We start from the raw sequence: 23,783 nt of genomic DNA, 5'->3' as shown, positions 1-23,783 counted from the left end.
AGGCAGGAGAAGGGTGTCCTCGCCGTTGCTCGCGGGCCCAGGACTCATGGGCCTCGGGGCCCGAGCCTCAGATCTGTCCGTCCTTCCGCAGCGCGCCAAGCGCGCGCAGGAACGCGGTGGCTGCCTCCGGGGCGACGGAGTAGCGCCCGCCCTTCTCGGTGTAGACGGGAACGTGGCCGAAGGCATCAGAGTACTTGTCAGTGCGGACGATGTCCTCGATGACCGCCTCCGGATCTGACCGGAGCCAGGCCGCGGCCTCGTCGGGGGAGAGCTCGGCCCCGACGGATCGGCAGAACAGCTCAAGCGTGCTTGCGGCCCTGCTCTGGAGAGTCAGCAGGTAGAGCTCGACATGGGTGGGGTCGCTCTCCGGTGACCAGGTACGCGTCGGGTCGTTGGCAGGGTTCTCGGTGTCAGCCATGGTGTTCCCCCGGTGGGTGCGGGTTCGCGGGTACGGCCACAGTGGCATGATCCTGCTCGCGGGAAGCGGGACCGGCGCGCCCGTGGCCGTTCAGCCCGGGTGGACCTCCACCAGTCCCTGTGCGGTCTCCACGAACTTCTCCACCTGGCTCTTGAGCGCCACCGGGGTCAGCGCGGGCAGGTAGGGGCGGCGCGGGGCGACCGGGTCGACCACCAGGCGGGCCCGTTGCATCGGCCCCTTCCGCAGCCGTACGGCCGCCACTTCCTCCCACCGCCACACCCAGGCCATGTTCGGCGGCGTGGCCAGGGTGTTGAGCACGAACAGGCGCCGGTCGGTCAGCGCCACCAGCATGCCCGTGCCCTTGGGATGCGTGAACATCCCGGCGACGCGCTCCTCACCGGGCTCCAAGGTCGCCTCCAACCAGTCCAGCGAATACGCGTGCTGGGGGCCGGCCACCCACTTGGAGGGCGGGTTCACCCAGCTCACGGTCCTGTTCTCTCGAGTCACGGTGCTCCCAGATGGTTGAAGGGCCGATCAGGTCCGGGGGGCGCGCGCGGACTCGACGGCGGCGGCGAACCGTTCGGCGTCCGCGTGGCCCCGGTAGAACCGCAGGGTGTGGGTGGGCCCCGCCCAGCTGGTGTCGTGGGCTGTGACGGTGAGCTTGGCGCCGAATTCGAAGCGCTTCTTCGCCACCTCCACCTCCAGGATCTCCGACAGCTCCCAGCAGGACACCGCGTTGCCGGGGTGCTGGTTGAGGGCGCTGAAGAGCCGTTCACTGGTGAGCAGGTACAGGAAGGAGAGGCCCTCCTCCGTCTGCTCCTCCTCGTAGGCGGCTGCGACCAGGTACTCACCCTCGCGCAGCAGTTCCTGGATCCACTCCAGCTGGGGGCGGCAGACGGCGCGTGCGACGGGCCCGGCGGGGCCGATCCATGGGATCGAGGTCACGTGCTCTCCCGAGGGCAGGGGGCGGGCCGGGTTCGGGCGCCCGGGGTGCGGGTGGTGGTCATGTTAGCGACCCGCCGAGCCACCGTCCCCTCAGAGCCATGGAGCCGCCGACCGCCCAAGGTCTCTCCCTCGGCCGCGGCCATGGACCGATCCGGGAGCTGTGCCTACGCTGTGGGCGTCGTCCTCTGCGGGCGTCGTCCGCGGGCACCGCTTCCGGAGGAGAGCCTGCCGTGTCCTATCCCCTCCTGTTCATTGACATCGACGGCCCCCTCAACCCGTTCCGGGCCACCCCCTCGCAGCTGGAGGGCTACTCCGCCCACAGGATGCGGCCGCCGGGCTGGGAACGTCCGGCCCGTCCCCTGAGCGTGTGGCTCAACCCGGCGCACGGCGAGGAACTGCTTGCCCTGCCCTACGAGCTGGTGTGGGCGAGCACCTGGGAACACGCGGCCAACACGATGATCGGCCCGGTCCTGGGCCTGCCCGAGCTCCCGGTCGTCGAGATGCCGCGCCGACCGGCTCGCCACTGGGGACTGTTCTTCAAGACCCCGGCGATCGTCGACTACGCGGGCGGCCGCCCCTTCGCCTGGGTCGACGACGGCATCACCGGCCGGGACCGGTCGTGGGTGGACCGCAACCACCTCGGGGACGCGCTCCTGTGCCGGATCGATCCCGCGATCGGCCTGTGGGAAAAGGACTTCGACCTCTTGGCGGACTGGCCGCCCGCCGTGGCCGCCGTCGAGGAGTCCGAGTGACAGGGGAGGGGAAGCCGGGGCCGAGGCGTCGGCGGCGGCCGTACCGAGTACGCTCGATGCCACCCCGAACAGCTACGGTGAACCCTTGTGGCCTTCGAAAACACACAGCAGACCGCGCCGGCCGAGAACGGCGCCTCCGGGACCCCCGACACCTCCGGCGTCCCGGGTCTCTCCGGCGCCCGGAGCACGCACGCGCCCCGGGCCTCGGCAGCCCGTAGGGGCCGCAGCGTGCGCGGCCGCGACCCCAAACGGCGGCGGGCCATCCTGGACGCCGCGGACCGGGTGATCCAGCGTGACGGCCCCGACGTCTCCGTGTTGGTCATCGCCACCGAGGCGGGCATCAGCAAGCCCATCCTCTACCGGCACTTCGGTGACAAGGGCGGCCTCTACCGCGCCCTGGCCCAGCGCCACGTGGACCCGCTCATCGAGGCGATCCGCTCTGAGCTGTACCAGCACACCGAGTTCGAGGTGCGCGCCCGCGCCACGGTCGGCGCCTACCTGTCGATGATCTCCCAGAACCTCAACCTCTACCGGTTCCTCATGGACCGGGCCACATCCGAGGACGTTCGCACCCGCAGCGACCTGGGGCTGATGGTCCGCCGACTGGGAGAGGAACTCGCCGACCTGCTGCTGGCCGAGCGCCGGATCGAGGGCCGGGTGCGCGCGCAGATCGCCGCGCACGCCGTCGTGGGCATGGTCCAGGCGGCGGGGGAGTGGTGGCTCGAACACCCCGAGGTCAGTGAGGCGGAGATCATCGACGACCTCACCGCGTCCGTGGTCGGCGCCATCCGCGGCAGCGCGGCCTGACCGGGACCGAAAGCGCGGCCTGATCCGGACGATCCGGGCCGAATCGGGCTCTCGGCCTTGACCTGGAGTGCACTCCAGGTCGCATGCTTTCCGCATGACAGAGCATTACACCCCGGGCGAGGTAGCCGAACGCTTCGGCCTCACCCTGGACACGCTGCGCTACTACGAGAAGGCAGGGCTGCTCCGGCGGGTGGACCGCGGGCCCAACGGCCACCGCCGCTACCGTGCCGACGACGTCGGCCTGCTCCACTTGGTGCGCTGCCTGCGCGACACCGACATGCCCATAGCCCGCCTGCGCGACTTCGCAGAGCTGGTCCGCGACGGCGACCACACCATCCCCGCCCGCCTGGACGTGCTGCAGAGCCACCAGCGCCACCTCAACGCACGTATCGCCGAGCTGCGGGAACGGCAGGACGCCATCCAGCACAAGATCGACTACTACCTCGGGGTGCTCAGCGAGAACCCCGGACTCGCCGACACCCCGGACCCTGGCGCCGAGCCCGTAGACGGGACCGCCGCCACCACCGTCAAGGAGAGCCCCTGATGCGCTACACCACTGTCAACGGCCGCACCGTCAGCGCGCTCTGCCTAGGCGCCATGCAGTTCGGCAGCACGACCGACGCGGTCACCTCCACCGCCCTGCTCGACCGCTTCCTGGAGGCAGGCGGCACCTTCATCGACACCGCCGACTGCTACCAGTTCTGGGTCGAGGGCGGCCAGGGACACGAGAGCGAGACCTTCCTCGGGCAGTGGCGGCGTGAGCGAGGCGTCACCGACGAGATCGTTATCGCCACCAAGCTCGGCGCGCAGCCGACGGTCCCCGGAGCCGGTCTGGAGACCCAGGAGGGTCTTTCGGCGAAGGCCGTGGCGTTGGCGGCTGAACGCAGCCGAGAGCGCCTGGGCGTGGACACCCTGGACCTGCTGTACGCCCACCGGCAGGACCCGAAGACCCCCATCGAGGAGACCGTCGGGGCCTTCGCCGAGCTTGTCGCGGAGGGGGCGGTTCGGGAGACCGGCATCAGCAACCACCGCACCTGGCTGCTGGAGCGCGCCCGCGCCGCCGCCGAGGCCAACGGCCAGCCGCGCCCGCGCGTGCTGCAGTACCGCTACAGCTACCTCCAGCCCCGCCACGACGCGGCTCTGGAGTCCGCCGGCCACATGCATGTGACCCCCGAACTCCTCGACTTCGTTCAGGCGGAGGAGGCCGAGGGGCGTGAGCAGACCCTGGTGGCCTACACCCCCTTGCTGAACGGCTCCTACACCCGGCCGGACCGCCCGCTGGAGTACGCCTACGACCACCCGGGCACCGCCGCGCGCGTGGCCGTACTGGACGCGGTGGCCGGGGAGACCGGGGCCACCCGCAACCAGGTCGTCCTGGCCTGGCTGATGGACCACGAGCCCAGCGTCGTCCCCTTGGTGGGGGTCAGCTCCCTGGCCCAGCTGGACGAGGCCGTGGAAGCCACCGGCCTCACCCTCACCGCTGACCAGCACGCCCGGCTGACCGCAGCCCACTGACCAGTGGCCCCGCCCGATGAGCACCACCCCCTGACCACCGGTGCCACCCCGGTCCCGCCGTGCACCCGCGGAACCCACCATTCTTCGCAGGGCTCGCAAAAGCGTGTATAACTCCGCTTGCGCGGTTTCCTGACGCTTCCGGCGGATACCTTCCCTAGGGAAGCGTTCGGCCAGAAGGGCCGGGCATACCGGAGTTCCGCGAACCAGTGGGAGGGGCCACTTGCCCGAGAGCACACCGCCGTTGGAGACGGACTCCGGTGCCTACCACCAGATCCACTTCGCCTGGGCCGACCCCACCCTGCTCGGTCGCGTCGGCCCCGGTCCGGCTTCGACCTCCCTGCCGCAACGGGACCAGCCGGTCCTGCGCTCCTGGCGCGACCGCCTGCTCACCGCGCTCACCGCGGACTACCGCTCGGCTCTGCCCGACACCGATCCGGCCGACTACCCCGAGACCCTGTGGGCCCACCACTACCCGGACGGCCAGAGCGCACTGGTCTACCGGTGGCCCGGCGACGTCCGCGACGCCCACGCCTGGGCCATTGTCGGCCCCTCCCGAGGGCTGACCCTTCCTCGGATCCTGGCCCTGCACGAGAACCCCAACACGCGGCCGGCCGCGCGCAGACCCCCCGCACCCGGCTGGGCGGCCATGGGGGCCCTGCCAGCCCCCGAACCCTGGGAACGCACCGCCGCACCCGGCGCCGTCCGCACCCGGGACCGCCGCGCGGCCGAGACCCAGATCGATAACGAGCCCATCCTCGTCGGCGCCGTCGCCCGCGCGCTCGAGCACCCGGACCGGCCCATTCACATCGTCTTGGACCCCGACCGCGCCGACCTGTGGCAGGCGGTCCAACTGCGTTTCCTGTGGGGACTGCACCGGACGCTGTACGACGTGCTCACCCCGCGCACCTCCGTCGCCGCCGCCGGGTGGAAATGGTCCTTCTCCACCTACGATCCCGTCCTGGGCGTCGAGGAGGGCCCGCACCTGGCCTTCGGTCCGCCCACCGAACACACAACCGCCGGTTCACCCTTCCTGGACCGCACCCCGAGCGACCACCTCAAGGTCGCCGACGGCCTGGTCACCGTCTTGCGCGAGGAGGGCGGCGACGCGCTCGCCGACCATCTGCGCGACCGCGGAGTGCCGGAGGCCGTCACCTTCGTCGACCGCCGGGACCTGCTCCGCGACTGGTTCGACCCCAGCCCTCGGCCTTCTACGGCGCAATCCCCATGGGCAGGGGAACCTGGCGAGGAGGCGCTGACAGAAGGGGAACCGGCGGCAGAGGAAGAACCGGCGGAGGAAGGGCCTGCGGAGGAGGGCATCCCCGAACCCGAAGAGCTCCCGTCGGTGCGCACCCCGACGGCGGGACTCCTGGGCCAGGTGCCACTGCTCCAGGAACCCCCGCTGCCGAGACCTTCGGTACGGAGACCCCCGAAGGAGGAAGGCTTCGAGGCCGGGACGGCCTCCGCCCCCGCTTCCCCCGGACCCGACCCGGAACCCGATCGCAACCGCGACCCGGAACCCGAACCCGAGCGCTCCGCACACCGGGCCCTCTTCGACCCTCCGGAACCCGCTGAACCCGCTGAACCCCTAGAGTCCCCCGAACCACCAGAGTCCCTTGAGCCCCCGGACCCTCCCGAGACCGTCGGCTCCACAGAGCCCTCGGCACCCCCGGAACCACTCGACCCACCGCCCACCCCGCGCACCAACCACCCCAAGGCCCGCACCCCCGCCGACGCCCCGCCCCTGCCGGTCATCACCGCCGCGGAGGAGGCCGAGGAGGAGACCGACGCGGAGGGAGCCCCCGACTACGCGGCCGAGACCGTGCCCGGGGCCGACGAGGCATCCGGCGACCCCGACGACAACTGGCCGACCCAGTACGTCGACCTGCCCCTCTCCCGCTTGGAGCGGTGGCATGCCAGACGCGGCCCCGAGGGCGCCTACACCGACGTCATCGACGCCCGCGCCGCTGTCCGGGCCGAACGCGCCGAGCTGCAACGGGTGCGCGAGGAACGCGACCACTACCACGCTGAGGTCCAGGAACTACGTAGGGAGATCGCGCGCTTGGACCAGTCCTGGATCGACACCGAACCCGGCTACGACACCCCCAAGAAGTCCCGCCGCTGGCCCCTCGTGCTCCTCGTCCTGGTCCTGATCGCGGGCGCCCTCGTCCTGGGCCTGGAGATCGGCTCCCGTACCGGCAGGGACACCCTCGACATCCTCGGTGCCGTGTGGAGCGGCCTCACCGGCGGGTGGTGGCCGCTGTGACGCTCGCCCTACAGGTGCGTGGCGCGGCCGAACGAGCACTCCGGACCCGACCGCGCTCTTAGGGCGTGTTCGGCGGACACATACCCTGCTGCGCGTCGCCCCAGCGGCACTGTCACCGCGCATCTCTCAGTCGACAGCCAAACCCGGGCGGGCCCCCGCTGTGCGATGCTGCCGAGCTTGCGAGGAAGCGCACAGTAGGGGAACTCCTTCTTCGGCCTTGTGCCAGCACCACTGGACACTCCCACCCGTCACCCGCCACCACCCTCAACGGACACCTACGGCGCAGCACCCCCGATCGTCACCCGCCACCACCCTCAACGGACACCTACGGCGCAGCACCCCCGATCGTCACCCGCCACCACCCTCAACGGACGCCTACGGCGCAGCACCCCCGATCGTCGCCCGCCACCACCCTCAACGGACACCTACGGCGCGGCACCTTCTCGACGGGCAGCATCCACCGAACACGCCCTAACCTGGAAGGATGACCGACACATCCCCGCGCCCCTCCGCTGTTCCGCAGCCGCTCTGGGAAGCAGCCCACGGCCTGGACCTGCCCAAGAAGCACCTGAAGGACCTGGAGTCCTTCCCCAGGGAAGCGGGCGAGATCCTCCTCGACGCGGTGGATGCCCTGCGCCAGCGCGCGCCGGGCAGTGCGCGGACGCTCGCCGAGGCGCTGCGGGAGCACGCGCCGCATCCCGGGCACCGCCAGTTCGCCACCCACCAGCTGTCCGGGCTGCTCCGCGCCGAGGGAAGGGCGGGGGAGGCGGACCGGCTGCTGGACGAGCTCATGGGCCCCGGGCTCGACCGGGGTGTGGCCCTGCTCCTCGCCGAGGACCTCGCCGACCGCGGCGCGTACGACAGGGCTCTGCACTGCTACAACGCCGTCTGCCGCGGTATCCTCGCCGAACCACCGGAGACCGTCGCCGAGCTCAACCGGCTCGGTCTGATGCCGCTGACCGGCCGAGCCCGCATGCGCGAGCTCCTCGGTATGAGCCCCGACGCGCACGACCTCGCGGCCCGTTCCGCCGACGCCTACCTGCCGCTGGCGGAGAGCCTCGCCGACCTGGAGAACGGTGGGCCCGCGCCCCAGCCGTTCCCCGGCGGACAGCAGGCTCCCAAACCGGAAGCCCCGCCCGTTGCGCGGACGCCCGGCCGCAACGAGCCCTGCTCCTGTGGTTCGGAGCGCAAGTACAAGAAGTGCTGTGGCTCCCCGCTGGCCCGCTGAACCGCCACCCCTGTACCCACGGCCCCACTCGCCACCGGACCCGCGCGCCCGTTGAACCCACACGCCCGGTAACCCGCCGAACACGGGCGAGCGGCCCCTCGCGACGGCAGCTCCCCCGCGCACCCCGAGCAGACAGCCTCCACCGCAGCGCACGGGGCGATTCGTGGTGCCTGCCGACAGGTGAATCCGGCATTTTTCTCGGGAACCGATGAGAAGTCCATCGCATCGAAGCAAACAAGAAGGGATGAAAATACAACGCATATAGCCTGTTGGAAAACACTATGTTGGGTTGCGTTGATCCCCGTCGAAACCGAGTGGGAGACATGCACAGCACCGAAGAACACACACCGCGCACTTCCCCCCTGCGGGTGATGGCCCTGGCGGGTGCGCTCGCCCTCCTCACCGCCGGGTGCGGGGTGCTCTCCGACAACAGTGCCGAGGACACCGAGACCGACGACCCCGCGGAAGAGTCCGCGGAGGAGGACGGCGGAGGCGGCGACGCCGTCGAACTGCCCGTCAGTACCACTGTCAGCGCCAACGACGACGAGGAGCTCGAGGTCGAGGTGCGCGCCCTCGAACGCATCGGCGACGGAGTTCTGCGCCTGACGCTGGGCATCGGCAACAACTCCACCGACGACATCCGGAACCTGCACTCCATGCAGGACCGCGACCACGCCGACGGTGTCCTGTCCGGTGTCCGACTGCTGGACACTGAAGCGCACAAGGACCACCTGGCCTTCACCACCAGCGACCACGAGACCTGCTACTGCGGCGGGCTGGACGACGGTATCGACGCCGGTGCCATGGAGGAGGGCTGGGTCACCTTCCCCGAGCCGCCCGAAGGCGCCGAGAGCATGACCGTGCTCACCCCCGTATCCCCGCCCTTCCACGGCATCCCCGTCACCGACGGCGAGGACCACGACCACCCCGACCTGGCCGACCCCCTCACCCTCGACCTCGTAGAGCGGACGGAGGAGCTGGCCGGCGGCTCCGGCGACGACGATGACGACGCGGACGAGGACGCCGACAACGGCGACGCCGACGGGGGATCAGCCGGAGGCTTGGAGCGCAACGAGACCGACGACGAGATCAGCTACGACATCTCCTCCGACGTCCTGTTCGCCACCGACAGCGCCAACCTCAACGACGACGCCGAGGAGACCCTCGAAGCGGTCGCCGACGATATCGACGACGCCGGTATCGAAACCGTGCGCATCGACGGGCACACCGACAACACCGGCAACGACGAGGTCAACGACCCCCTCTCCGAGGACCGGGCCGCAGCGGTCGAGGACCTCCTTACCGAGCTCGTGGACGGCGGCGGCGTCGACTACGAGGCCGAGGGGCACGGATCCGCCGACCCCGTCGCCGACAACGACTCCGAGGACGGACGCGAGCAGAACCGCCGCGTCACCATCACCCTGGAAAAGTAAGGACACCGCCACCATGAGCACGCAGCACAACAGCAGCGCCGCCCGGTGGACCGGCCTGCTCTCCCTCGGCGCCGTCTCCGCCCTGGTCCTGGCCCCCGTCCAGGCCTCCGCCGCCCCGGCCGAACTGGAGACGATCGCCGGAGCGCAGGGCATCGGAGAAGACACGCTCGACGCCTCCGTCGAGGTCAACGAGGTCTCCAGGGACTCCACCAGTGAGTTCGTAACCCTCGTCTACACCATCGAGTACCAGGGGAGCGATGACCTCTACCTGGGCAACGTCACCGACAACCGTGACTACGGGCGGCACGCCCAAGCGGGCACCGCCCTGGCCGACAGCACCGGGCAGGAGCGCTACTACCCGCTGGCCAACGAGGACGAGAAGTGCCTGTGCACCATCCGCTCGGGGAGCAGCATCATCGACCGGCTGGGCCCCGACGAGAGCGTGACCTACTGGGCGATGTACATGGTCCCCGAAGACGTGGACGCCGTGGACGTGGAGGTCCCCGAGTTCGGCGAGCTCGCTGACCTGTCGCTGGACTGACCATCCGCCGCTGATCGGCGAACACCGGCGCGCACCCGAGCCCGTCCGGGATCCGTGCGGGCGGGCTCGGTCCGGACGGACGAAGTGGCCGCGGCCACCGGATCACCTGCCGGGATGGTGACGGTTCGCCGTCCTCCTCCACCGGGGTGAGCCGAGCGGCGTGGAACAGCCGGACGCGGTCGCGTTCGCGTCCGGTCGATACCCGGTAGGCCACCGTCACCCGCGACCGGCCCAGCTTGGTGACCACCCCCGTGTACCGGTTCCGCCCCTTCCGGAACGCCACTCGTTGGCCCACGCGCATGCCCTTCACCAGCTCCCGTGATGCGGCCACCATCGCGCGGTGCTCCGCCCGACGGCGCTCCATCTCGGCCGACCACTGCTTGCGGCCCTCCTCCGATGCTGCCTCCAGTGCGGCGCGGCGGTCGATCTGGCGCTGGCACTCCTGGGCCAGCCATGGGAAGCGCCGCCCGATCGCCTCGCAGGCGGCCCGGTGCCGTGCCCTGCTCGGGTTCAGGTCGTAGTCGGTGCACTCGTGGCGCAGGTAGTTGACGGTCAGCCGCTCCGGCGGGGTCTGGGAGCTGTCCGTCTCGCGCTCGGCATCCAGCCACAGGGCGTGCTCGCGCCCGAGGCGTTCCAGCCGGTCGGGGGTGGGGCCGAAGGGAAAGAACGTGGTGATCATCGCCGCTCACAGGGGGTGGGGACGTGGCCGCGATTCCATAGTGGGCCACTTCCGCGAATCCTGCCTGAGGCCTGTGGACAACCCCGCTCGCGCCGGACAACCGCGGCAACGAGCGGGCGGGCCCGGCCGGTCAGCCGATAGGTGCGTCGATCCGCACGCGGCCGCTCTCACCCTCGGACAGGAACAGGGACAGCCGCTCAGCCTGCTCGCCGACCTCCGCCCGGTCGTCCCCGGTCAGGGCGCGCAACGGGGTGACGGCCACGGCGCCGTCCTCGGGCCGCCAGGTCGCGGCGACGCGGCCGTCCACCAGCACCACGCGTTCACCGGCGACCGACAGACCCCGGTGCTCGTCGTCGATGATCCGGCTCCGGTGGTGGTAGCCGAGGACCGCGTTGTCGAACGCGGGCAGGAACCGGACCGGGGCCTCGGTTCCCGGGTCTGGGCGCTGGGCGTCGGGCAGGTCCAGCAGCTCCCGGCCGCGCTGGTCGCGGAAGGAGACCAGTTCGTCCCGCATGGCCGCCACCGCCGCGGGCAGCCCGGCCAGCCCGCACCAGGAGCGCAGGTCGGTGGAGGTCGCCGGACCGTACGCGGCGAGGTAGCGCCGCACCAGGGCCCGGCCCACCGGGTCGGAGCCCTCCGGCGCGGGCGGGTCGATCTCATGGCCGAGCCAGGAGGAGATCAGCACGTTGCGCACCCCGCCCTTGGCCCGCCACAGGCCGCGCGGCGGCGCTTGCACGACGGGGAGCAGCGCCGAGACCAGCATCTCGCCCAGGGGCCGCTTTCCCGGTGCGGGCCAGCGGTCGGCCACCGCCGCGACGAGTTCGGCCATGGTGCGCGGTGCACCGTCGGACATCACGGCCCGGCCCGCCTCGGCGAGCTCCGCCAGGTCGACCTCCCGGAGTTCGTTCCGGTACACGCCCATGACCTTCTGCCGCAGCATGGCGTCGAATCGGGACCGCCAGGCGAGGGCGTCCTCGGACGTGACCAGGTGGACGGTGCGCCGCATGAGGTGGACCCGCACCACCCGGCGCTCGGTCAGCAGTTCCGACAGCTCCGCCGGGGCGAAGGAGCCCAGCCGCGACCAGAGCCCGACGAACGGCTCCTGCGGCTCCTGTGCCTGGAGCCCGCCGAGGTGGGCCACGGTGTCCAGGGCCGATGCGCCGGTCGGGGCGAGCAGCGCCTGCCGGGCCAGGGTGGCGCGGTTGAGCGCCCGGTCGTCCAGAACGGGCGTGGTCCTGCTGGTCATCGTCTGTGCCCCTGTTCCATGCGTGTCCAGGAGAACCATCGCAGAAGTGGAGGACAGTCCGTGTCCGCCACATCTGCCGTCGGCCCCCGCACCCCCGCACCCCCACTTCCGCGCGGGGATCGGCGGCCGCCGTGCGGAACAGAGGTTCGGGGCACGCGGCGCGGCACTTGGTCAGCTCCGGCTGCGCGCCTTGTGCGCCGCCCGGCGGGCCTCCTTCGCGACCTTCTTGTCCGGGTGCAGTCGGCCCAGCGCCTCCAACACGGGTACCGTGCCCGGGTGGTCGACCTTCCACAGGCGGTTGGTGTCCGCCAGTAGGAGCTCTCCGATCGGCCCCAGACCCTCGTTCGTGTTGAGCTTGAGCAGGAACGCGAGCAGTTCTTCACCCTGTTCCAGCGGCCCCGACGCCATGTCGATGGCCAACCAGGCGCCGTACTCGGTCTTCAGCCGCTGCTTCTCTTCTTTCGGAACCGAATCCGAAGAAAGCAGCGCACCGGCGGCCAGAGCGGCCGGCTCGGGCCGGTCCGAACCCAGCAGATCCCGCAGCTCCGGCAGGGCGGGTGCGCCCAGCGAGTCCAACACCCCCGCCGCATAGGCCCGGCGGAGCGCGCCCTCCGCGGTGGCTTCCGACGCGGCTTCGGTGACCTCGCGGATCACGTCGCCCACGGAGCGTCCGGCCGTCCACGCCGCGATCTCGTCCAGGTGGGACGCCGGAGGGGTCAGCGACAGCGCGTCGAGGAACTCGGCGGCACCGGCGTCGGCCGACTCACCGACCAGCGGGGCCGGGATCCCCGACTTGAGCAGCACCTCCCGCGTGCCGTACCGCCCCAGGGGTGTGAGCACGGCCGCGCAATCGATCCGGGCGTGCGGGCTCGGTTCGGCGGGGTCCGCGATCAGCAACGGGAACCTGCCGTGCTGGTACCGCACGGAGACCTCGTCGGGGGTGTGGTCCACCAGCCGGACGCCGCCGAACGAAGCCAGGACGAACAGCGCCGCGTACAGGTTGCCGACCAATATGTCCTTGAGTTGCTCGACCGTGATGCCGGCGGAGAATCCGGCTTCCTCCAACTCGCTGAGCGGCTCTTCGACCAGCGAGTGGAGGGGGAGCTCGGTGTCGTCGGGGGCGTCGTAGAGGTCCATCAGCGCACGGACGGCGAAGTCGGTCACCTGCGGATCGAGCGTGTGCGCCTCCTTGCCCAGTGGTTCGCCGTCGAGGGCGTTATCGAAGAGCTGGGCCCACATGCCGAGGATCTGCTCGTCGGGCAGCCCTTTGAGGACCCCGTCCGCCCCGCGTGCCCGCTTGCCCAGGGTCTCGATCAAGCGCAGGTCGAGGGCGACCTCCCACAGTTCCGGGAAGCCGGGAAGATCCCGGGCCGAGCGGAGCCGTCGCAGCTTCTCGTCCCAGGCCGCGGCCTCCTCCGCGGCGGCGGGCCGCAGCAGTCCGAGCTCGGTGACGGCGGCGCGCACGTCCGCGGGTTTGGGGACACCGCTGCCGGTCAGTTCCCTGCCGGACCCGAACCACCGGGCCAGCGCCAGCAGTCCGCGCAGCGGTTCGGTCTCCGCGGCCGTGCGGGCCAGTTCCTCTTCGGGTGCCAGTGACACCGGACGCATGGGCAGCGGGGTCTCCTCGGGCAGGAGCTCCGGGTCGGCCTGAGGCAGCTCCCCCTTCTCCAGAGCCTCGAACATCGCCCGCACATCGGCCCGGAGCTCGTCGAGGTCCAGGTCGTCTGGTTCGACCAGCTCCACCCAGGCACGCTCTGCGTCGGTGTCCCCGCCGAAGTACACGCCGTCGATCTTCTCGGGGTGGTCGCGCAGGTGGCGCAGGTGCTCGAAACCCCCGACGCCGCCGCAGTCCTCGGGCGGCCCGGCCCCGGCAGCGTCCAGCAGCCGGGGGTAGAAGGTGTCGGGCTCGGCCTCGACGGTCGCCTCCACGGTGATGAGGAGTAGCCAGTCGTCGCCGAAATCGTAGGTGTAGGTGCCCTTGGAGCCCTTGCGGCTCAGCACGTCGCCCACCCGGTACTCGTACTCGTCGAGATCGCCGTGGTCGAACCCGGGGCCTTCGCTGCTGTACCGGCGCCGGCCGAACTCGAAGGAGTGCAGGTGGAAGTTCTCCCAGTCCATCACGGCCTGGATGAGCATGTGCAGGTGGACCAGCGGCATGGCCGCCGGCACTTCGACCCGCCGCCAGACCGAAGGGTGGGTGCCGTCCAGTTCGATCAGGAGCCGGTAGACCCGGTTCTCCGGTTTCCGCTGCGCCATCGTCGCTTCCCGTCCCGCTGCTGTGCTCCGCCGCCGTGTTGTGTGTTCTCCTTCCTACCGGCTGTGGCGGTCCTTGGCACCCTTTTCCGCCGCAGAAGACACCGCCTCCCGATGCGGGCAGCCCTGGTTCGTGTGCTCGTACCATGACCCGACGGCAGGGACACCGATACGGCCGAACCGGCACCGCCGGTCCCCACCGTGGGCGATACTGGACGCGATGTCTCCGCTCCCCCACCACCAGCCCGGTGACCCCTCGAGCCAGGACTCGCGCGAGGGCCCGTACAGCACCTTCGCCCACCTCAACGCGCCCAACTCCGAGCTCTACCGTGCCGTGATGACGGTGTTCGTCGGCGCCAAGGAACGCTTCCAGGTGCACCTGCGCCCCGAGGAGGTCCACACCGGCCTGCCCGAGGAACTCCGTCCGGCCACCGCCGACCCCGTCGCCGAGGCGCTCGTCAAGCTCGCGGGCTGGGGCAACCTCCGTCAGGACCCGGACACCGAACGGGTCACCGCGGTGGAGGACTTCTACCGGCGACGCCACATCTACCAGCTCACCCGGGAGGGCGAAGCCGCCGAACGGGCTCTGACCGCCTACGACGAGGCGCTGGGCCAGCGCGGCGCCCTCCAGACCGTGGCCCTGGCCGATATCGCCACCCACCTGCGGGCCCTGCTCGAACTGGCCGGCAAGCCCGATCCCGACCCGGCCAAGACCCACGCGGCGCTGCTCATGCTGGTCGACCGGTTCACCGGCCTCGCCGACAACGCCCGCGCGTTCATGGGCTCGCTCCAGCGCACCATCGACCTGCACGACGCCGACGTCGACGCGTTCCTGGCCTACAAGGACCGCCTGATCTCCTACCTGGAGCGGTTCATCGCCGACCTCATCACCCGGGGCGCCGAGATCGCCCACGTGCTCGGCGAACTCGACCGGGACGGCACCGGCACCGGCCCGGTCGGACGCCTGCTGCGCACCGCTGCCGCGCGGGAGGCCGCCGACGCCGCCCCCGGCAGCCAGGAGAGCAACAGCCAGGTAGCCGACAGCCGGGGCACCGGTGGCCGGGAAGCCGATGGTGCGTCGGCCCAGGCGCCCGCCGAGGACTCCCCGCAACTCCAGGAGGCCCTGGAGGCCTGGCGGCGCCGCTGGGAAGGCCTGCGCTCCTGGTTCGTCTCCGAACCCGACCGGCCCGCCCAATCCCAGCGGCTGCGCGTCAGCGCCCGCAGCGCCATCCCCCAGCTGCTGCGGGTGGTGTCGGTGATCAACGAACGGCGCACCGGCCGCTCCGACCGCTCGGCCGACTTCCGCGCCCTCGCCCGCTGGTTCGCCGAGGCCCCCGACGACGATTCCCGACACCGGCTGTGGCGCACCGCGTTCGGGCTCCACGCCTCCCGCCACCTGACCGTGGACGCCGCCACCCTGGACGCCCGCGACCGGGAGCCGGTCCCGCCGCACACCCCCTGGTCCGAAGCCGACCCGCTCACCATCAGTCCCCGCCTGCGCCGCACCGGCAGTTACGAGAGGCGCGGCCGCGCCCGCAAGGTCGTCGACCGCAGCGAGGAACGCCGCTACCTGGCCGAACTCGCCCGCAAACAGGCGCGGGAGATCGCCGCGGCTCGGGCCCGGCTGGCGACCGACGGCACCGTGCGCCTTTCCGAGCTGGGTGAACTCGACCCCGTCGCCTTCGGCCTGTTCCTGCAACTGCTCGGCGACGCGTTGGCCCGGTGGGGGCACGACACCAGGGAAACCTTCGCGACCAGCAACGACGGAACCATGGAGATCCACCTGAGCACCCTCACCGACGGTGAGGCGGCGGGGAAGGCCACCATCCGCACCCCGGGCGGCACGTTCACCGGCCCCGACCACCTGGTGCGCATCATCGACGTGACCGGAGGGCAGGACCGTGGCCGCTAGCGCCTCGCACGACCTCGACCGGGCCCGGCTGCACCGCGCCGCCCGGGCTCTGCTGCGCCGCCCGCTCCTGCGCGTCAGGGGAGACGACGCCGACTTCCGGCTGGTGCGCGAGCACGCCGCCCAGCTGCGGGCATGGTTCGACCGCAATACCGGGTGGGCCCTGCACGTGGACGCCGAGACGGTGCGCCTGCGCAAGGTCCCCGGCGACCCGCACGACCCCACCCACCCGGCCCGGGAGCAGGGCCGGGGCCGCCTGGCCTTCGACCGGCGGCGCTACGTCCTGCTGTGCCTGTCCCTGGCCGTCCTGGAGCGCGCCGAGGCACAGATCGCCCTCGGCCGCCTGTCGGAGCAGGTCATCCTGGAGGCGGCCGCCCCCGAGTTCGACTTCGCCTTCACCCTCGCCACCCGCGACGAGCGCATGGACCTGGTGGCCGTGGTCCGCCTGCTGCTGGACCTGGGCGTGCTCGCCCGCGTCGCCGGAGACGAGGACGCCTTCGTGCGCTCCTCCGGCGACGTCCTCTACGACGTCGACCGCCGGGTCCTGGCCGGGATGCTGGCCGGGGCGCGGGGACCCTCCACCGTCGCCGACACCGACCCGCAGGAGCGGCTGCGCGCCCTGGCCGAGGACTCGGTGGCCCACCACCTGGACAGCGACGATTTGCGCAACATGGCGATCCGCCATCGCCTCACCCGCCGCCTGCTCGACGACCCCGTGCTGTACTTCGACACGCTCACCGACGCCGAGCACGCCTACCTCACCAGTCAGCGTGCCGCCCTCACCCGCAGGATCACCGAACTCACCGGGCTGGTCCCCGAGGTGCGCGCCGAGGGTATCGCCATGGTCGACCCCGATGACGACCTCACCGACGTGCGGATGCCCGAACAGGGCACGCAAGGGCACGCCACCCTGCTGCTGGCCGAACACCTGGCCGCCGCCCAAGGGCCGGTCACCGTCGAGGCGCTGTGCGACCGGGTGCGCGCACTCGCCGTCGAACACGCCTCCTACTGGTCGAAATCCGCCCGAGCCCCCGGCAACGAACCCGAACTGGTTGCCCGGGCCCTGGAACGGCTCCGCGCCCTGGGCCTGGCCGCGAACACCACCGTCGACGGCCGCGCCGCCGTCGTAGGACGCCCCGCCCTGGCCCGCTACGCCGTGGCCGAACCCGTCGTCACCGCACCCAAGGGAGGCACCCCGTGACCGCACCGCTGCCCGCAGCCGCACGGCTGCCCCAGCCCGGACGCGAACGCTGGCAGCCCCTCCGGGTGGGATTGATCGACCTGTTCTACTACGAGGACGAGCAGTTCTGGTTCCGCGACGGGCGACTCCTGATGCGCGGCAACAACGGCACCGGCAAGTCCAAGGTGCTCGCCCTGACCCTGCCCTTCCTCCTGGACGGCGAACTGTCCGCGCACCGGGTCGAACCCGACGGCGACCCCAAGAAACGGATGGAGTGGAACCTCCTCCTGGGCGGCGACCACCCGCACGGCGAGCGCCTCGGCTACACCTGGATCGAGTTCGGCCGCCGCACCGCCAACGGCGGCACCGAGTTCCGCACCCTGGGCTGCGGCCTCAAGGCCGTCACCGGACGCGGTATCGCCCGCCACTGGTACTTCACCACCACACAGCGCATCGGCGACCCGGACGGTCTCAGCCTGCTCGACGCCACCCGCACCGCCCTGTCCCGGGACCGCCTCGCCGACGCCGTCGAAGGCCACGGCATGGTCTACGACCGCGCCCGCGACTACCGCAGGGCCGTGGACGAGGCCCTGTTCGGGCTGGGGGAGCAGCGCTACGGGGCCCTCGTGGACCTCCTCGTGCAGCTGCGCCAACCCCAACTGTCCAAGCGACCCAGCGAGGCCGCCCTCTCCAAGGCGCTCACCGAGTCCCTGCCGCCGGTGGACCAGGCCATCATCGCCGATGTCGCCGAGGCCTACCGCGAACTCGAGGACGACGAAACCGAGCTCAACGCCATGGCCGAAGCCGAACGCGCCGCGTCCGCCTTCCTCGGCCACTACCGCGACTACGCCCGCGTCGCGGCCCGAAGGGCGGCCCGCCCGCCCCGGACCGAACACTCCCGCTACGAAAAGCTCACCTCCGACCGCAACGAGGCCGAAACCGCCCGCACCACGGCCGAGACCGAACTGGCCAGCGTCGACACCCGCACCGCCGAACTCGACGAACGGGTGGCCCGGCTGCGCGGACAGGACCAGACCCTGCGCCGCAGCCCGGAAATGGACAGCGCCCGCGACCTGGACCGCGCCCGCGTCGAGGCCCACCAAGCCGCAGACCGCGCCGAGCAGTCCTCGGGTGACGCCGCGCGGGCCGGACAGGACGCCGCCCGCGCCGAGCACCGCGGCGCCCAAGCCCGAGAACGGCTCGACCGGGCCACCGAGGCGTTGGAGGCCGCCCACCTCCGCGCCGCCCGCGCGGCGGCCCAGGCGGGCCTCGAGGCTGGCCACCGCGACACCGTCGACGCACCTCTCAGCACCCTCTCCGCAGGAGAGTCCGCGCACGCCGCACAGATCAGCCCGGTTCTCGCCGCCGCGGAACGGGGAGCTGAAGCGCTCGCGGAACGCCGCACCCGCGCCCTCGACCACACCGCCTCCCTCCTCACCGCCGCCGAGAACGCGGCGGCGGCGCACCGCACCGCCCTGCAACGGCTGGAGGAGACCGAGGGCGAACTCAACGAACTGGCCGACCGCAAGGCCGAGTCCGAACAGCACCTGACCGCGACCGCCGACGCCCACGTCCGCGCCGTCCGCGACCACCTCAGCAGCTGCTCCGAACTGCGCCCCGAAGACCTCGAAGGCACCCTCGACCAGGTCGAGGCCTGGGCCGGCGCCCTGGACGGACCCGATCCGGCCCGGGGCCGCGCCCAGGAAGCCGCCCAACTCGTCGAAGCCGGCCTGGCCTCCCGCGAAGCCGAACTCGACCTGACCCGTACCGCCCTGCGAGACGAACGCACCGGACTGCAGGAAGAACAGAGCCAGCTCGTCGCCGGCGGCCCCGCCGCACCGCCCGCACCCCACACGCGCACCGCCGACCGCGCCCCCGGGCGCCCCGGCGCGCCCCTGTGGAAACTCGTCGACTTCGCCGACCACCTCGACGAAGGCGAGCGGGCGCTGCTGGAGGCGGCCCTGGAGGCTTCCGGCCTGCTCGACGCCTGGGTCGGCCCCGACGGCGCCCTCACCGACCCCGACACCCACGACGTGTACGCGGTCAGCCACACCCCGGCCGCCGGGGACCACCTGGGCACCCTCCTGCACCCGGCGGTCGATCCCCGGGACCCCGACGCCAGCGCGGTCAACCCCGACACCCTGCACGACCTCCTCGCCGGAATCGGGGTGGGCCCCGACTCCGCGGCCGCCACCCGGGTCGGCACCGACGGCTCCTTCCACGTCGGAGCCCTGCGCGGCACCTGGGCCAAGGACACCGCCCGCTACCTCGGCGAGGGCGCCCGCGAACAGGCGCGCCGGGACCGCCTGGCCCGCATCGAAGAGGAACTCGGCGCGATCGCGCACCGGATCCAGGCGACCGTACACGCACTCGACACCCTGGGGCAGCGGCGCCGCACCCTGCGCGCCGAACTGGCCGCGCTGCCCGACGACACCGCCCTGCGCGCCGCCCACGCCGCCGTCGCCGACGCCGTGCGCGCGAAGGTCGCCCTCACCCGCCGCCGCGACGAACGCGCGGCCCGCACCGAACAGACCCACCGCGACCGCCAAGGGGCCGAACGCGAACTCGCCGACACCGCGGCGGAACTGGGCACCCCCGCCGACCCCGACGCCCTGAACGGGCACCGCGAAGCCCTCTCCGCCTACCGGGTCGCCCTGGCCGGGCTGTGGCCCGCGGCCCGCACCCGCTCAGAAGCGCAACACGCCCTGTCCGACGAGCGGGCCGAGGCCGAACGCAGCCGCGCAGTCGCCGCCGACCTCTCCGAACGGGCCGAACAGGCCCGGTTGGAGGCCAGCGCCGCCGACCAGCGCCACACCACGCTCCGCGACACCGTCGGCACGGCCGTCGCCGAACTCAACCGCCTGCTCGCGCAGGTGGCAACGGACCTGGAATCCTGCCGCACCGAGGAGCGGGCCCTCGCCGCCGCCCGCGCCGAAGCCCTGGACCGGCGCGGCCGCGCCGCCGGGCTCCTCGAGCGCCTGGACGAGGACATCGAGGACAGCCTGAAGGCCCGCGCCGACGCGGTCGAGGGGCTACGGGCCTTCTGCGCCACCGGCCTGCTGGACGTGGCCCTACCGGACCTGGAGGCCCCCGATCCAGGCCAGCCGTGGGCAGCGGGACCGGCCGTGCGGCTGGCCCGGGCCGTGGAGCGTGAACTCGACGGCACCGACGACGCCGAGCAGGTCTGGGACCGGTTGCAGAAGAACCTGTCCCAGCAGTTCAAGAACCTCCAGGACGCCCTGTCCCGGCACGGGCACAGCGCCTCCTCTTGGCCCGTGTCCGGGGTCATCATCGTCCGCGTCACCTTCCAAGGGCGCGAACAGCCCGTGCCCGAACTCGCCGAAGCGCTGGCGTCCGAGGTCGCGGCCCGCCGCGAACTGCTGTCGGCCCGCGAACGCGAGGTCCTGGAGAACCACCTGCTCACCGAAGTCGCCGGAACCCTGCAGGACCTCATCGGCACCGCCGAACGGCAGGTGCTGCGCATGAACGGCGAACTCGAGGAGCGGCCCACCAGCACCGGGATGCGGCTGCGCCTGTCCTGGCGGCTGAGCGGGGACGCCCCCGAAGGCGTGGCCACCGCACGCGACCGCCTCCTGCGCCAGAGCGCCGACGCCTGGTCGCCCCAGGACCGGGCCGCGGTCGGGGACTTCCTGCAGCGCCTCATCGAACAGGAACGCGCCAAGGACCCGACCGGATCCTGGTTCGACCGGCTCACCCGGGCGCTGGACTACCGTTCCTGGCACCACTTCGCCGTCGAGCGCCACCAGCACGGCAAGTGGAACAGCGCCACCGGACCGGCCTCCGGCGGCGAACGGGTGCTGTCGGTGTCGGTGCCCCTGTTCGCGGCGGCCTCCTCCTACTACGCGACGGCGGCCAATCCGCACGTGCCCAGGCTCATCACGCTCGACGAGGCGTTCGCCGGGGTGGACGACGACTCCCGGGCCAAATGCCTGGGGCTGCTGCGCGCCTTCGACCTCGACGTGGCCATGACCAGTGAACGCGAGTGGGGCTGCTACCCGCAGGTGCCGGGGCTGGCCATCGCGCAGCTCTCCCGGGTGGACGGGGTCCCCTCGGTCCTGGTCACCCGGTGGGAGTGGGACGGCCGTGAACGCTTCCTGGCCGTCGACCCGGGCGGGGCCGACGACTCGGCGGTGCCCGAACCGGACCACTCCGGAGTCGGCGCTGGGTCGGACACCGATGCGGGGGCGGGAGAACAGGAGGGCCTGTGGGACTGAGGGATTCTGACGCTGACCCGGGCCCGGACTCGCACCGTCTGAAGCGGCTGCTCGGCACACCCGAGACCGCCCGGCTCCTGGCCCGGCTCCGCCGCCGGATGGCGGACGGCGCACCCCTGACCGGAGCTCTCACCCTCAGCGGCGTGGGGGAGGGTGAACGCGCGGCAGTGGAGTCCCTGCTCGGCCGCCGCCCCGGAACGGGCAGCTCCCTGCGTGTGCCCCTGGACGCCCTGGACGCGGTGCTGCGCTCCAGCGGCGCCAGCCCCGGCGGGCTGGCGGCCGCCGTCATCCACCTGACCGGTCCGGTTCGGCCCCGCGCGGATGTGGCCGAGGAGCGCCAGCGCGCCTGGAACGCTGCGTTCGCACCCCTGGAACGGGCCTGTGCACGCGAGGCAGTCCTGGCGGCATGGTGCGCCGGGGTGCGCGCCGACGGCCGGGTGCGCCGCCTGGAACCCGACCCTGTGGCCGCCGCTGACCTGCTGGAAACCGTGGCCGCCGCCGTGTCCGCGCTGCCGGCTGACGGGGTGGCCCTGACCGAATTCTCCGCCCGGGTGCTGGGCGACTCCCACGCCCTGGACGACGACCGGCCCGCGTCCGGCCTGGTCCTGGGTGCGGCCCGGGCCCTGTTCGGCGAACCCGAAGGCAGCGGGGCCGCCTGGCGCCGACGCGTGTGGGCGAGCGCGGGGGTGCTCAAGGACGAGCTTTCGTCCACGGTGCTCACCCTCAACCTGCCCGGTGAAGACGCCACCGCCACCGGGCGGGCCCTGACCGCCCTGGGCGGGGCGGGCCAGCCCGCCGTGCTCACTCTGCGCCAGTTGGTGCGGGACCGCCCGAGGCCGGACTGGTCCGGGGTGACCGTCTCGGTGTGTGAGAACCCGACTGTCCTCGCTGCCGCGGCGGACCGCCTAGGCGCCGACTGTGCCCCGTTGGTGTGCCTGCAGGGGCAGCCGAGCGCGGCGGCGCTGACACTGCTGCGTCAGGCCGCCAGCGGTGGTGCGCGTGTGCGCCTGCACGCCGACTTCGACTGGGGCGGGGTGCGGATCGCCTCGCGCGTGGCCGCGCAGGTGGGATGGACGCCGTGGCGGTTCGGGGCCGCCGACTACACGGCGGCGGACTCGGAGGCGGGGCCCGCGCTCACCGGCAGGCCGTCCCCGACCGAGTGGGATCCGGCGCTGGCCGAGGCGATGGCCGAGCGCGGCCGCCGGGTGGAGGAAGAGGCGGTGCTCGGGGACCTGCTCACCGACCTGTCCCTCGGATAGTGGGCCGTGAGGCCGACTTCTCGCGTCCAGATGGCCGGTTCCGCCCCGGACCCGGGACACGCGGGTTAGCTTGGCACCATGGTGTACAACTCCCTGTCTCCCCAACACCCCGTGGACGCCTCCGGATCGGCTCTGGCGGTCTCCTGTACCCGACTGGGCCTGCCCGACCACGTGCTCAGCGAACTGAAGCGGTACCCGGAATCCGCCGGGGAGATCCTCCTGGAAGAGGCTGGAGCACACAGCGCCACCGGAAACACGGAGCTGGCAGTCCCGATCCTCGACGCGCTGATGGAGCACGCCCCAGATGTCGACGACCGCCAGTACGCGGCCGCGGAGAAGCTCAAGATCCTGCTTGAAGGGGACGGCCCCGAAGCTCGCACAGGGATCGAACGCCTCGTCTCCGACCTGACCGCGCCCCGGGTGATCCAGGACGGTCCCGCGAACATGGTGGCCGAGGTCCTGGCCGAACACGGATGCCTGGAGCAGGCGTTGAACTGCTACAACGCCGCTGCGCGCACGTATCTGCGGGGCAGCGCCGAGGACCTGGGCCAGGTGGAGCTGATGCTCGCATTCCCCCTGATCGGTCGTGCCAACGTCCGTGCGGAGCTCGGGTACGCACCCGACGAGTTCGACCGGGCGGTGCGCGACCGGGACGATCCCGAGAAAGTCCTGCAGGGGTTGGCCGGCCCTCCCGGGCCGGGCCCGCACCAACCCGTGCACAACAGGGCGCGCCAGGTGCTGTGTTCCCGGAAGGACTTCGCCTTGGCGAGCGAGCGCGGACTGATCAGTGGAGAGCATGTCGACGAAGGGGCCGACGCCTACTTCCGGGCCGGGGAGCGGACACTGCGCGAGTACGCGGTGGAGCGGCCGGACCTGTGCTGGGAAACGGTGCTGTTCTCGGTGGAGGAGATGGAGGAGTTCGCCCGCAGCAGGGGAGGGGATGCCTCTGACCGCCAGCTCCGTGGTGCGTGGGCCGAGTCCCTGCCCCACGACGACAAGCGACCGCAGCCTTGGCCGCCCGAACGCAACAAGCCGTGCTGGTGCGCCTCGGGACGAAAGTACAAGAAGTGCTGCGGGTCCCCGTCCCTGCACTGACCATTCGCGCCGGCCTCCGCGCTGA

Annotated in this window: 18 protein-coding genes; 13 read left to right on the top strand and 5 right to left on the bottom strand. The window is 72.1% G+C overall.

The window, feature by feature from the left end:
- Positions 1 to 67: 67 nt before the first annotated feature.
- The 3 genes from ACYVD1_RS17050 to ACYVD1_RS17040 all read right to left on the bottom strand — a co-directional run bounded on the left by ACYVD1_RS17050 (position 68) and on the right by ACYVD1_RS17040 (position 1,363).
- Complete coding sequence (locus ACYVD1_RS17050) at positions 68 to 418, bottom strand: hypothetical protein (RefSeq protein ID WP_460773419.1); 351 nt, start codon at positions 416 to 418, stop codon at positions 68 to 70.
- 90 nt (positions 419 to 508) lie between these two features.
- Positions 509 to 925, bottom strand: a complete 417-nt coding sequence (locus ACYVD1_RS17045; protein ID WP_460773417.1) for a hypothetical protein — start codon at positions 923 to 925, stop codon at positions 509 to 511.
- Positions 926 to 952: 27 nt separating this feature from the next.
- Positions 953 to 1,363 (bottom strand): hypothetical protein, encoded by a 411-nt coding sequence (locus ACYVD1_RS17040; protein ID WP_460773414.1) that lies wholly within the window; start codon positions 1,361 to 1,363, stop codon positions 953 to 955.
- Between the two features lie 230 nt (positions 1,364 to 1,593).
- On the opposite strand from ACYVD1_RS17040, the gene ACYVD1_RS17035 reads away from it, so the two are divergent.
- From ACYVD1_RS17035 to ACYVD1_RS17000, 8 genes are all read left to right on the top strand, one after another.
- Positions 1,594 to 2,115: an HAD domain-containing protein gene (locus ACYVD1_RS17035; protein WP_460773412.1), complete on the top strand. Its 522-nt coding sequence runs from the start codon at positions 1,594 to 1,596 to the stop codon at positions 2,113 to 2,115.
- Between the two features lie 87 nt (positions 2,116 to 2,202).
- Positions 2,203 to 2,922, top strand: a complete 720-nt coding sequence (locus tag ACYVD1_RS17030) for a TetR/AcrR family transcriptional regulator (RefSeq protein WP_460773410.1) — start codon at positions 2,203 to 2,205, stop codon at positions 2,920 to 2,922.
- Between the two features lie 94 nt (positions 2,923 to 3,016).
- Positions 3,017 to 3,466: a MerR family transcriptional regulator gene (locus tag ACYVD1_RS17025; RefSeq protein WP_460773408.1), complete on the top strand. Its 450-nt coding sequence runs from the start codon at positions 3,017 to 3,019 to the stop codon at positions 3,464 to 3,466.
- Positions 3,466 to 4,437, top strand: a complete 972-nt coding sequence (locus ACYVD1_RS17020) for an aldo/keto reductase (protein ID WP_460773405.1) — start codon at positions 3,466 to 3,468, stop codon at positions 4,435 to 4,437. The genes ACYVD1_RS17025 and ACYVD1_RS17020 overlap by 1 nt, the downstream gene beginning before the upstream one ends.
- Positions 4,438 to 4,657: 220 nt before the next feature.
- Entirely contained in the window at positions 4,658 to 6,700 is a 2,043-nt protein-coding gene (locus tag ACYVD1_RS17015) for a hypothetical protein (protein ID WP_460773402.1), read from the top strand.
- 484 nt (positions 6,701 to 7,184) lie between these two features.
- The gene (locus ACYVD1_RS17010; protein ID WP_460773398.1) at positions 7,185 to 7,928 is read left to right on the top strand and encodes an SEC-C metal-binding domain-containing protein; all 744 of its coding nucleotides are present in this window, start codon (positions 7,185 to 7,187) and stop codon (positions 7,926 to 7,928) included.
- Positions 7,929 to 8,251: 323 nt separating this feature from the next.
- Positions 8,252 to 9,361, top strand: coding sequence for an OmpA family protein (locus ACYVD1_RS17005; protein WP_460773395.1), 1,110 nt, complete (start codon positions 8,252 to 8,254; stop codon positions 9,359 to 9,361).
- 13 nt (positions 9,362 to 9,374) lie between these two features.
- Positions 9,375 to 9,902, top strand: coding sequence for a hypothetical protein (locus ACYVD1_RS17000; RefSeq protein WP_460773392.1), 528 nt, complete (start codon positions 9,375 to 9,377; stop codon positions 9,900 to 9,902).
- An 809-nt stretch (positions 9,903 to 10,711) separates the two neighbouring features.
- On the opposite strand, the gene ACYVD1_RS16995 is transcribed toward ACYVD1_RS17000, so the two are convergent.
- On the bottom strand, positions 10,712 to 11,827 hold the full coding sequence (locus ACYVD1_RS16995; RefSeq protein WP_460773390.1) for a winged helix DNA-binding domain-containing protein: 1,116 nt from the start codon (positions 11,825 to 11,827) through the stop codon (positions 10,712 to 10,714).
- A gap of 171 nt (positions 11,828 to 11,998) precedes the next feature.
- Entirely contained in the window at positions 11,999 to 14,083 is a 2,085-nt protein-coding gene (locus tag ACYVD1_RS16990) for a plasmid pRiA4b ORF-3 family protein (protein ID WP_460773388.1), read from the bottom strand.
- Between the two features lie 217 nt (positions 14,084 to 14,300).
- Here ACYVD1_RS16990 and ACYVD1_RS16985 point away from each other — a divergent pair, with 217 nt between their 5' ends.
- The 5 genes from ACYVD1_RS16985 (at position 14,301) to ACYVD1_RS16965 (ending at position 23,758) form a co-directional block, all read left to right on the top strand.
- Positions 14,301 to 15,992 carry a TIGR02677 family protein gene (locus ACYVD1_RS16985; RefSeq protein WP_460773386.1) on the top strand — a complete coding sequence of 564 codons (1,692 nt, stop codon included), beginning with the start codon at positions 14,301 to 14,303 and terminating at the stop codon, positions 15,990 to 15,992.
- The gene (locus tag ACYVD1_RS16980) at positions 15,982 to 17,190 is read left to right on the top strand and encodes a TIGR02678 family protein (protein ID WP_460773384.1); all 1,209 of its coding nucleotides are present in this window, start codon (positions 15,982 to 15,984) and stop codon (positions 17,188 to 17,190) included. Before ACYVD1_RS16985 ends, ACYVD1_RS16980 begins: the two co-directional genes overlap by 11 nt.
- Positions 17,187 to 21,404, top strand: coding sequence for a TIGR02680 family protein (locus ACYVD1_RS16975; RefSeq protein ID WP_460773382.1), 4,218 nt, complete (start codon positions 17,187 to 17,189; stop codon positions 21,402 to 21,404). The genes ACYVD1_RS16980 and ACYVD1_RS16975 overlap by 4 nt, the downstream gene beginning before the upstream one ends.
- Positions 21,395 to 22,663, top strand: coding sequence for a TIGR02679 family protein (locus ACYVD1_RS16970; protein ID WP_460773379.1), 1,269 nt, complete (start codon positions 21,395 to 21,397; stop codon positions 22,661 to 22,663). The genes ACYVD1_RS16975 and ACYVD1_RS16970 overlap by 10 nt, the downstream gene beginning before the upstream one ends.
- Before the next feature lie 78 nt (positions 22,664 to 22,741).
- Positions 22,742 to 23,758: an SEC-C domain-containing protein gene (locus ACYVD1_RS16965; protein ID WP_460773377.1), complete on the top strand. Its 1,017-nt coding sequence runs from the start codon at positions 22,742 to 22,744 to the stop codon at positions 23,756 to 23,758.
- Positions 23,759 to 23,783 lie beyond the last annotated feature (25 nt).

The sequence above is a fragment of the Nocardiopsis nanhaiensis genome (genome assembly GCF_054778635.1).
This window is presented reverse-complemented; position numbering and strand designations above follow the sequence as displayed.

Bases quoted from the DNA above. Each gene is read 5' to 3' on its own strand.
- ACYVD1_RS17050 (WP_460773419.1), bottom strand. From the start codon at position 418: ATGGCTGACACCGAGAACCCTGCCAACGACCCGACGCGTACCTGGTCA.
- ACYVD1_RS16990 (WP_460773388.1), bottom strand. From the start codon at position 14,083: ATGGCGCAGCGGAAACCGGAGAACCGGGTCTACCGGCTCCTGATCGAA.
- ACYVD1_RS16995 (WP_460773390.1), bottom strand. From the start codon at position 11,827: ATGACCAGCAGGACCACGCCCGTTCTGGACGACCGGGCGCTCAACCGC.
- ACYVD1_RS16965 (WP_460773377.1), top strand. From the start codon at position 22,742: ATGGTGTACAACTCCCTGTCTCCCCAACACCCCGTGGACGCCTCCGGA.
- ACYVD1_RS17010 (WP_460773398.1), top strand. From the start codon at position 7,185: ATGACCGACACATCCCCGCGCCCCTCCGCTGTTCCGCAGCCGCTCTGG.
- ACYVD1_RS16985 (WP_460773386.1), top strand. From the start codon at position 14,301: ATGTCTCCGCTCCCCCACCACCAGCCCGGTGACCCCTCGAGCCAGGAC.
- ACYVD1_RS17005 (WP_460773395.1), top strand. From the start codon at position 8,252: ATGCACAGCACCGAAGAACACACACCGCGCACTTCCCCCCTGCGGGTG.
- ACYVD1_RS17020 (WP_460773405.1), top strand. From the start codon at position 3,466: ATGCGCTACACCACTGTCAACGGCCGCACCGTCAGCGCGCTCTGCCTA.
- ACYVD1_RS17025 (WP_460773408.1), top strand. From the start codon at position 3,017: ATGACAGAGCATTACACCCCGGGCGAGGTAGCCGAACGCTTCGGCCTC.
- ACYVD1_RS17000 (WP_460773392.1), top strand. From the start codon at position 9,375: ATGAGCACGCAGCACAACAGCAGCGCCGCCCGGTGGACCGGCCTGCTC.